The sequence below is a fragment of the Campylobacter concisus genome (assembly GCF_902460895.1).
GTDB classification, from domain to species: Bacteria; Campylobacterota; Campylobacteria; order Campylobacterales; family Campylobacteraceae; genus Campylobacter_A; species Campylobacter_A concisus_BC.
Map to the genome: position 1 here is coordinate 30,776 of NZ_CABPVL010000005.1, position 9,635 is coordinate 40,410.

10 protein-coding genes are annotated in these 9,635 nt (G+C 38.8%); 4 read left to right on the forward strand and 6 right to left on the reverse strand.

The features are described from left to right. Window positions 1–2: 2 nt before the first annotated feature. Genes F3G98_RS09450 through F3G98_RS09460 form a run of 3 tightly spaced genes read right to left on the reverse strand, consistent with a single transcriptional unit; the run spans window position 3 to window position 2,236 of the window. Window positions 3–521, reverse strand: a complete 519-nt coding sequence (locus F3G98_RS09450) for a hypothetical protein (protein WP_103608490.1) — start codon at window positions 519–521, stop codon at window positions 3–5. A gap of 13 nt (window positions 522–534) precedes the next feature. Further along, window positions 535–1,335, reverse strand: coding sequence for a 3-deoxy-8-phosphooctulonate synthase (gene kdsA / locus F3G98_RS09455; RefSeq protein ID WP_087583483.1), 801 nt, complete (start codon window positions 1,333–1,335; stop codon window positions 535–537). Window positions 1,336–1,345: 10 nt separating this feature from the next. Continuing rightward, window positions 1,346–2,236, reverse strand: a complete 891-nt coding sequence (locus tag F3G98_RS09460) for a DMT family transporter (RefSeq protein WP_021084553.1) — start codon at window positions 2,234–2,236, stop codon at window positions 1,346–1,348. 152 nt (window positions 2,237–2,388) lie between these two features. Here F3G98_RS09460 and der point away from each other — a divergent pair, with 152 nt between their 5' ends. From der to F3G98_RS09480, 4 genes are all read left to right on the forward strand, one after another. Continuing rightward, on the forward strand, window positions 2,389–3,777 hold the full coding sequence (gene der / locus F3G98_RS09465) for a ribosome biogenesis GTPase Der (protein WP_149726091.1): 1,389 nt from the start codon (window positions 2,389–2,391) through the stop codon (window positions 3,775–3,777). After that, the gene (locus tag F3G98_RS09470) at window positions 3,758–4,279 is read left to right on the forward strand and encodes a shikimate kinase (RefSeq protein WP_149726092.1); all 522 of its coding nucleotides are present in this window, start codon (window positions 3,758–3,760) and stop codon (window positions 4,277–4,279) included. The genes der and F3G98_RS09470 overlap by 20 nt, the downstream gene beginning before the upstream one ends. Before the next feature lie 388 nt (window positions 4,280–4,667). Continuing rightward, the gene (gene trpS, locus F3G98_RS09475; protein ID WP_103608488.1) at window positions 4,668–5,633 is read left to right on the forward strand and encodes a tryptophan--tRNA ligase; all 966 of its coding nucleotides are present in this window, start codon (window positions 4,668–4,670) and stop codon (window positions 5,631–5,633) included. Window positions 5,634–5,641: 8 nt separating this feature from the next. Then, window positions 5,642–6,082, forward strand: a complete 441-nt coding sequence (locus F3G98_RS09480) for a copper resistance protein CopD (protein WP_103608487.1) — start codon at window positions 5,642–5,644, stop codon at window positions 6,080–6,082. Window positions 6,083–6,108: 26 nt separating this feature from the next. Here the strand turns inward: F3G98_RS09480 and F3G98_RS09485 are convergent, their stop codons facing one another. The 3 genes from F3G98_RS09485 to F3G98_RS09495 all read right to left on the reverse strand — a co-directional run. Further along, a complete protein-coding gene (locus F3G98_RS09485; RefSeq protein WP_103608486.1) occupies window positions 6,109–8,865 on the reverse strand; it encodes a type III restriction-modification system endonuclease in 2,757 nt (918 codons plus the stop codon). 1 nt (window position 8,866) lies between these two features. Beyond that, a complete protein-coding gene (locus F3G98_RS10540; protein WP_188116999.1) occupies window positions 8,867–9,373 on the reverse strand; it encodes a hypothetical protein in 507 nt (168 codons plus the stop codon). Continuing rightward, window positions 9,297–9,635: DNA methyltransferase (locus tag F3G98_RS09495; RefSeq protein ID WP_223231345.1), on the reverse strand; the 339-nt coding region annotated here is incomplete at its 5' end. The genes F3G98_RS10540 and F3G98_RS09495, both read right to left, overlap by 77 nt.

The following is a 9,635-nucleotide window of genomic DNA, read 5'->3' on the forward strand; positions in this document are numbered from 1 at the left end:
ATTTACTTCAAACCTTTTATGGTATCAACGATCTCTTTTACATTTGCGCTAATCGCCTTATTTTCAAAGCTATCATCGTTATTTTGTCCAACTAGCCCCTTTAAATTTCCAAAAACTCCAGGGTTAAATCTTAGCTCGCTAGAGCCATAATGCCTCAAAACTTCGCCATTTCTAACGACTTCTACCTCGTAAGTAAGGTAGATATTTCCCATCCTGTCGCTTTTAGCAAAGGTCGCCTCGCCTATAAATTCCCTGCGGTGAGTTATCTTTATCTTTAGCTCGTCGCTAGAATTTGGATCGAGCAAATTTTCTTTTGTAAGCGCCTCCAAAATTTGTTTGTTATACTTTTTCTCGATCATTTTTGGGCTTTGATAGAAAAATTTTGTCGGCTCGTGGCGCTGCACATGAGTGTAGCTAATGCCCTCAAATTTATACTTGCCAGCAAGTGGCACCTTTGGCTGAGATGAGCCACAACCTACTAAAAATAACACTCCTAAAAGTAGCGAAAAAATCCTTTTCATCTCTCTCCTTAGCTTAAAAATTTAAAATTTCCTCTATCTTTAGCGTGTCATTTACGACTTTTTCAAGCTCGTCTAAATTTAGCATATTTGGCCCGTCACATAGCGCTTCACAAGGATTTATGTGCGTCTCGTAGAAAAATCCATCCACCCCAACGCTAGCTGCCGCTCTTGCAAGATACGGCACAAACCTAGCGTCGCCGCCGCTCTTTTCACCAAGTGCGCTTGGCATTTGCACGCTGTGGGTCGCGTCAAAAATGACTGGCGCAAATTCTCTCATCATCACTAAATTTCTCATATCAACGACTAAATTTCCATATCCAAAGGTGCTTCCACGCTCCGTTAGCCAGACGCCATTTGCCTTTGCGACATCGTATCCGTCGCCACTCACACCCCTTGTCTCAAGCACCTTTTTAACAGAGTGCTTCATAGCAGACGCCGCTAAAAACTGCCCTTTTTTGATATTTACGACAGCTTTTGTCTTTGCAGCTGCTACAAGTAGGTCAGTCTGACGGCACAAAAATGCAGGGATCTGCAGCACATCAGCCACTTCGCCAACTGGCTGAGCTTGATAGCTCTCATGGATATCGGTTAAAATTTTAAAGCCAAATTCCTTTTTCACCTCAGCTAAAATTTCACAACCCTTTTCTAGCCCAGGGCCACGAAATGAGCTAATGCTCGTGCGATTTGCCTTGTCAAAGCTAGACTTGAAGTAAAAGTCAAGCTTTGGATTTTCATTAAATTTAACTAGCCTTTTTGCCACTTCAAAAACAAGTTCCTTGCTCTCTATCACGCAAGGTCCAGCGATTAAGATCATTTTTTCTCCTTTATTTTTCTTTAACAACTAAAATTCCACTCACCACTACAAGCACGATACCTGCGAGTGCTAGGTGATTTGGCAACGCATCGCCCATAAAATAGCCAATAATAAGCGTAAAAATGACGTCTGCATAGCTAACCGCAGCGATCACGCCAGCTTTTTTACCAACCGCAAATGCCTTTGTCATAAACGCCTGAAAATAGTAGCCACTAAGCCCCATTAGCAAGATAAAAACGACGTTGTGCCAGCTTGGCATAGCAAATTTAGAAAATAAAAAATCAAGCGGCTCGTATGTAAAAAACTCCGCCATCCCCATGCAAATAAGCGGCAAAAACGAGCCCCAAAGCATGAAGCTTAGCACGATGACATTTGTGCCGTAGCTCTTGTTTAGCTCCTTTACACTCGTGTAGGCAATAGCCGCTCCAAGGCCGCTCCAAATGCCGATGATATCGGTTTTATTGATACCTAAATTTGGCTGGATAACAAGCAAAATCCCGCCAAATCCTAAAAAGACAGCAAACCAGCCAAGCGAGCTTAGCCGCTCCTTAAACACGATAGCTGCGAGAATGGCTGTAAATATCGGATTTGTCTTTTGAAATGTAAAGGCTGTGGCTAAATTTACATGCGCGACATTATAAAAAAAGGCAAAAAGCGCCACCGTACCCACAAAACCGCGAAACATCAGCAAGAAAAAGTGCCCGCCAGTTTGCTTAAATGGAAATTTATAGATGGCGTAGATGACGATGAAAAGTCCGATCAAATTTCTAAAAAAAACAACTTCGATAGAAGGCATATCTTTACTCAGATACTTTGCAAATGCGCCAGTCACGGCAAACATAAAGCAAGCAAAGAGCATATAAAAAATGCCAAGATGTGAAATATAAAACCTTTTTAACATCGCAAAACCTCTAAATTTAAAGCACTCATTTTAATAAAAAATGGCTTAAATTTTGGTTGATTTTTTCTTTTATTTCGGCGCTTTTAAGCGTAATTTTATACTTTATATAAGAGAAAAATTTGTATAATCAGCCATCATAAAAAGGACAAAATTTGCAAAAAGTAATATTAGTAGGCAAGCCAAATGTCGGCAAAAGCTCACTTTTTAACCGCTTAGCAAGAAGACGCATCGCCATAACAAGCGACGTTAGCGGCACTACAAGAGATACAAACAAAGCTAAGATCGAAGTTGAGGGCAAAGAGTGTATATTAATCGACAGCGGCGGGCTTGATGATAGCAGCGAGCTTTTTAAAAACGTAAAAGCAAAGACCTTGGCAGAGGCTAGAAATTCAGACGTCATCCTATACATGGTCGATGGTAAAATGATGCCAGATGATGAGGATAGAGCCATTTTTTACGAGCTTAGCAAGCTAAATTTACCAATCGCTCTAGTCATCAACAAAATCGACAGTAAAAAAGACGAGCAAAGAGAGTGGGAATTTGTAAGTTTTGGCGCAAAAAACTCATTTGGCATTTCAGTAAGTCATAACACTGGCGTCGATGAGCTTAGCATCTGGCTAGCAAAACACCTAGAGAGCAAGGTGCAGATAAAGGCCGATACGAGTGAAGATTTTGATGATTTTTTAGAAAACTATAACGACGAGGGCGAGCTAAGCGACGAGATAGACTATGAGAGCAAAAACATCAGAGTTGGCATCATAGGCCGCGTAAATGTCGGCAAAAGCTCACTTCTAAACGCCCTTGTAAAAGAGAGCCGCGCCGTAGTTAGCGACGTGGCAGGCACTACGATCGATCCAGTAAATGAAATTTACGAGCATGACGGCAGAGTTTTTGAGTTTGTTGATACTGCTGGTATCAGAAAGCGTGGCAAGATCGAGGGCATCGAGAGATACGCGCTAAATAGAACTGAGAAAATTTTAGAAGAGACAGACGTGGCGCTACTTGTGCTTGATAGCTCTGAGCCACTAACCGAGCTTGATGAGCGTATCGCTGGCATCGCCTCGAAATTTGAGCTTGGCGTCATCATCGTGCTAAACAAATGGGACAAAAGCAGCGAAGAATTTGACGAGCTTTGCAAGGAGATAAAAGATAGGTTTAAATTTCTCTCATACGCGCCGATCATCAGCGTTTCGGCACTTGGCGGCAAAAGAGTGCATAAAATTTACCCGCTCATAGTTGAAATTTACAAAAACTACACCCAAAAAATCCAAACTTCAAAGCTAAACGAAGTGATCGGCGAAGCGACCAAGGCGCACCCACTGCCACGAGATAAAGGCAGGGTCGTGAAAATCTACTACGCAGTGCAGTTTAAAACAGCGCCTATCATGATAGCACTCATCATGAACCGCCCAAAATGCCTGCACTTTAGCTACAAACGCTACCTAACGAACAAGCTTAGAGAGAGCTTTAGTCTAGCTGGCGTGCCTATCGTGCTAATCCCTAAAAAACGCGGAGAGAGTGATGAAGACAAAGAACAATAATATCGTTTTGATAGGGTTTATGGGTGTTGGCAAGGGCACCACTGCAAGGGCGCTAAGCAAGGCGCTAAAGACGATGAACCTTGACTGCGACGACTTGCTAGAGAGCTCACAAAATATGAAGATAAAGGCTATCTTTGATGAATTTGGCGAAGAGCATTTTAGGCAGCTTGAAAAAGATCTAGCCAAATTTCTAGCCACAAATGTCAAAAATGCGATCATCTCGACAGGTGGGGGCTTTGCAAAGGTTAAAAATTTAAACAAAATAGGCACCGTGATCTATCTAAAAGCAAGCTTTAATGCGATCATGCAGAGGCTAAAAAATAGCAAAAATAGCAAGAAAAAACTCGCCAAACGCCCACTTTTAAGCGACCTAAAAAAGGCTGAGGCACTTCATCTGGAGCGAGAAAAGCTTTATGAGAAAAAGGCTGATTATATCGTTGAAGTCGAGGGCAAAACTCCAAAGCAGATCGTAAAAGAGATAAGGATACTTTTAAAAGTTTAGTTGCAAAGTGGTGCAAGCTGCTTGCAACGATAAATTTCAAGATCAAGCTAGATGGCTGTCTGGCGTGGTGTTGGAATTTGTGATGTTTGAGCCAGATTTAGCGTTTTGTAGTTAGAAATTTGGCGAAATTTTGAGATAAATTTGCTTTACTTTGATAGAGCGCTAAAGCGACAAATGTTTTGCAGTCAAATTTTAAGATCAAGCTAGACGCATAAAGTCTAACGTGATGTTAAAATTTAAAAGCTTTTGGCGAAGTGTTTTGAGATGAATTTAAATGTTGTGCAGTTAAATTTTAATCAAGACTAGGCATTTAGCCTGTCGATGATTAAAATTTACAAACTCATTTAAAGGCGCTCAAAAAAACGAAGCCAAAATTTGAAAGGATAAGATGAGAGTATTAACCGGCCTCCAACCCTCCGGCAAACTACACCTTGGCAACTATTTTGCCTCGATAAAGCAGATGGTTGATATGCAAGAGCAAAACGAGATGTTTATGTTTATAGCAAACTACCATGCGATGACCAGCCTTAGCGACGGCAAGGCACTAAAGCAAAACACATTTGACGCTGCGTGTGCCTTTTTGGCGCTTGGGATCGACCCAGACAAAAGCATTTTCTGGGTGCAAAGCGACGTTAAAGACGTGCTTGAGCTTTACTGGGTGCTAAGCCAGCATACGCCTATGGGGCTACTTGAGCGCGCGCACAGCTACAAAGACAAGGTCGCAAAGGGCATTAGCTCGCACCACGGGCTCTTTAGCTATCCGGTTTTGATGGCGGCTGATATCTTGCTTTATAACGCGCAGGTCGTGCCTGTGGGCAAGGACCAGATCCAGCACGTTGAGATCGCGCGCGATATCGCGATCAAATTTAACAACGAACATGGCGAGATTTTTACTCTGCCTGAGGCAAAGATCGATGAAAACGTCGCTACCGTGCCTGGCACAAACGGCGAAAAGATGAGCAAAAGCTACGGCAACACTATCGATATCTTCGCGGACGCCAAGACGCTTAAAAAGCAAATTTCAAGCATCGTGACTGATGGCACGCCGCTTGAAGAGCCAAAGCAGTGGCAAAACTGCAACGTCTATAATATCGCAAAGCTATTTTTAGACGAGAGCGGCCAGCGCGACTTGCAGGCTAGATATGAGCGCGGCGGCGAGGGACACGGACACTTTAAAGCCTATCTAAACGAGCTTGTTTGGGACTATTTTAAAGATGCAAGAGAGAAATTTGAGCACTTTCAAAACAACCCTGACGAGGTGGCTAAAATTTTAGATCTAGGCGCTAAAAAGGCCGAAAATGTAGCTCACGAAACGATAAAAAAAGTGCGTGAAGCAGTTGGAATTTACAGATAAGGAAAAATATGCAAAATTTATATCCCTACGCACAGATAGTCCATCTTTTTTGTGCGATTATATTTGTTGGTTATCTATTTTTTGATGTGATCATATTAAGAGCGGCGAGCAAAAAGATGCCACCAGAGCTTGCGCAAAAGGCAAAGCAAGCCATCAGCTCGGTAGCTGTTAGGATCATGCCTATTTGTCTGCTACTTTTAGTTCTAACTGGTGGCATGATGATGAGTAACTGGGTTGGCAGCAAGACTGGAGGCTACTTTGAGACAAATTTACAGATCGCTTTTATGATCAAATTTTTCTTAGCGATGGTGATCGTGGCTGCGGTAATAGTAAATTTGAGCTGCAAATTTATATTTAAGCGCCCTAGCCCACTTGGTAACATCCACCCTATCGCACTTACGCTTGCGGTGGCGATAGTTTTGCTTGCAAAAGTTATGTTTATGGTTTAAATTTAGAGGCTAATTTTGCCTCTAAATCATAAAGACTTTTTTATAACTTCTAAGATTTTTTCATTTTCAAATTGCGTTTCAAACTTCACGTCAAAACCACTATTGCTAAAGAGCTCTTGTGCATGCTTGATCTTTTGTTTCTCACTTATCGCAAGTTCGCTTTTAGGTTTATTTTTTGTTTCTATGATGAAATTTAGTCTGCTTTTACCATCCTTTTTATTTATTATGTAAGCAAAATCTGGCGAATACGTACCGCCACCTGCTACTGGAATTTTTATCGAATTCTTTGGGATTTTTGTAAAGACAACCACTTCTGAGATCTCCTCAATGATATTTTCTTTCTCAAGCTCTGAGTCATAAAATATCTCATCAAATAAATACTCTTTTGCGGTTTCTCCTTTAATACTTTGCACTCCAAGATCTTTAGGGCTTACATCTTTTACATCTCCTTTTTCATCAGTAAATTTTGTTGGATGCACGCTACTTTCTACTTTTTTATAAGAGATGCTAAATTTGCTTATTGCATTTTCAAGTAAGTAGCGATTAAATTCATTTTTTAAGATATATATCGTAGATAAATTTAAATAATTTTTTATATCTACTTCTTTAAATTTTTCAAATGCAATATACAACGTATCTAATCTCGCACATATCACGTCGCTTAATTTCACTAAAAATTCTTTATAAGTCAGTGTATTTATAGGCTCTATCTTATCTTCTACACTACTTATATTTATGACGCTCATACCGCCTTTTGTCGCATTTATGCCAAATCTCTGCACCTCTAGCCCACTTGGCTTAAATATATCTTTTCTATTAGATAAAAAATCACTAAAAATTTTACCAAATTCGCTCTCATCTTTTATCATATATTCTAAGATCGCTCGCTCGTTTAGCCTCTCCCAAAGCTCTTTTAGCTCAGTAAACATAGCAGGTCTTATCTTCACACCTTTTTTCTTATCTTCTACATTTCTTATCTTTTGTGATAAATCTCTACTGCCTAAAGAATACATCTCTTTAAATTTTTCATATCCACCTTCTAAAAATTTACCATTCTCGTCGCACGCTCCAACCTCAACTAAACTACTTAGAATTTTGAGCTTACTAATATTAAATTTTTGCTTTACTCTTTCATATATTTCTTCAGTAAGTTCCTCTTTATTTAGCTCAGCTTCAACGCTTTCATTTATCTCGTTTATCAAGCTATTTGCAAAGTCCTTTTCTTTAAAATCAACAATGTAGTTAAGCATAAATTTATCATCTTTTACACGAGCCATATACTCATTTACAGGCAGTCTTAGCCCACGCCCCACCTCTTGTAGCTTGCTTGTGTTTGAGCCGCTACTTCTTAGTTTGCAGATAGTAAATACATTTGGATTATCCCAGCCTTCGCGCAAAGTCCATTTTGAAAATATAAAACGTCTTGTGTTGTCTAAACTTAGCAAACTCTCTTTATCGTGCAAAATTTCATCTATCTCCTTTTGTATCTTCTCATCTTTATCATCATTATCTTTTGAGAAGTATCCACCATGAGTTAAAGAAAGATTGTCAAGCGATTTTTTTAAATAATCTTTATAAAATCCAGGCTCTTCTTCTTTATAAATTTGCTCCATTTTTAATTTTATGAGCTTTTCAAATTCAGCTCTAAATTCTCCTTTTTTCTCGCGGTAGCTATCTATATCATTTATAAAAAATAGTGCAAGTGGTTTTATACGAGGAGATCTCTTCATCAGCTCACGCTCATTTTTAAAGTGCGCATCTACAGCGACTCCTAACATCTTTTGTTGAAGTGTTTGCGAGTAGCTAAAAGGGTTTATTTCATCCCCTCTTTTCATCTCTAAGCCGTTATTTAATAACACTATTTTTGTATTTAGCTTTTCTATCTTGATGTCTTTTAAATTTTCATCTATTAACTCCAGATCATCGCCCTTACCAAGATTATAAAACTTGCTTTTTCTATCGGCTTTACGCTCAAATCTAGCGATCGCCGAGTTAGTAGATACCAGCCTTACGCTTACATCAGCTGCCTCGTCAAATTTAGCTACATAAACCTCAACACCCTTTACCAGATCCGCATTAAAAGCATCAAGTGCATTTAACTCATAAATTTTATTTTCAAACTCTTTAAAAGTAGCGCCGTATCTAAATGTAAGTTGAGTGTTAAATTTCTTCAAATTTTCCCACGTTTTATTTTCTTTATCAAATTTATGCGGTTCGTCTATTATCAAAATAGGTCTTGTATATGAGATAGCTTTAAAAGGATTTGATATCTCATCAAAAAGAGTTACGTCAAATTCTTTTTGCAGCGTTTGAGAGTTTATCATGCCTTGATTTATCACAAGCACGTGTATTGCACCATTTTCACTAGCTCTTGCATACTCGCTTATCGCACTTGGCATACGCTCTTTTTTATCGTTTTGCTTTGCACTCTCGACTAGATAAATTTTGATATTTTTAGAATAAATATCTCTAAAATGCTCTCTAGTCGCCTCCGAGTTTAAAAAGCTCATCGTTCCAGCTTTTATAGAAAGCGTCGGCACTGCGATTATAAATTTAAAAACGCCTGCGATTTTATTTAGCTCAAACATCATTTTTGTAAATGTATATGTTTTGCCAGTTCCAGTTTGCATGCAGATGTCAAAAACATTGTTTTTACTTTCTATTAGAGGATTTTGCTCTGCGTTTATGCTTTTTTTTATCTCACATCCAACCAAAGCATCCATAACCGCATTTATTGCTTCATTTTGATGAGGCAAGTCTTTTTCGTAATTAAATCCAGCCATTTTAATGCCTTACAATTAAGCTTATTTGCAAATTCTTTTTATTTGCATAATTTTTAATAGCTTCATCTAGCTCACGCCATCTCGAGCTTTCAAAACTAGGCTCATAAATTACTATTTTTTCAGGCGCAAATTCTTTATCACTATCTATTTTCTCAACCAAAGCTTTTAAATTTTTACCATTAAAATTTTCATTTATAAGATATAGTTTTTTCTGTGCGTAATACGCCTCATATCCTCCCAAATCTACTCTTTTTAGCTCATCTGTTAGTTTTACGCCATCATAAACTGCAAATGTAGTTAAAAGTGCTGTAAAATCATCTTTTGAAAGCTCATTTTTAGGAAATAAATTCGGCTCTTTCGTATCAGAGTCGCCGTCTAAATACTTATCTAAATATGATTTTAAAAGTGGAACGGTCGAAAAGATTTTAAATTTAAGCCGCGCATCGTCTCGAGAGAGAGAGAGAGAGAGATTGCGCTGCGCGCAAGATACGCTCTTTTGTGATGTCAAAGATGGTTGGATTATCGCTTTTTAGCTCGTTTTTACAAAAATCATAAGCTACTTTACTATTTCTTTCATCTATCTTTTCATCAAGCTGAACTAATATAAATTTGCGGTTACCACCGTCCTCTAAATTTTGAGCCATTACAGCATGAGCGGTCGTGCCAGAGCCAGCAAAGAAGTCTAAGATAATATCAGTATCGCTCGTAGTTTGATAAATTAAAAATTTTAATAAACCTGTATTTTTCGGATAATTAAACAAGTTTTTTAT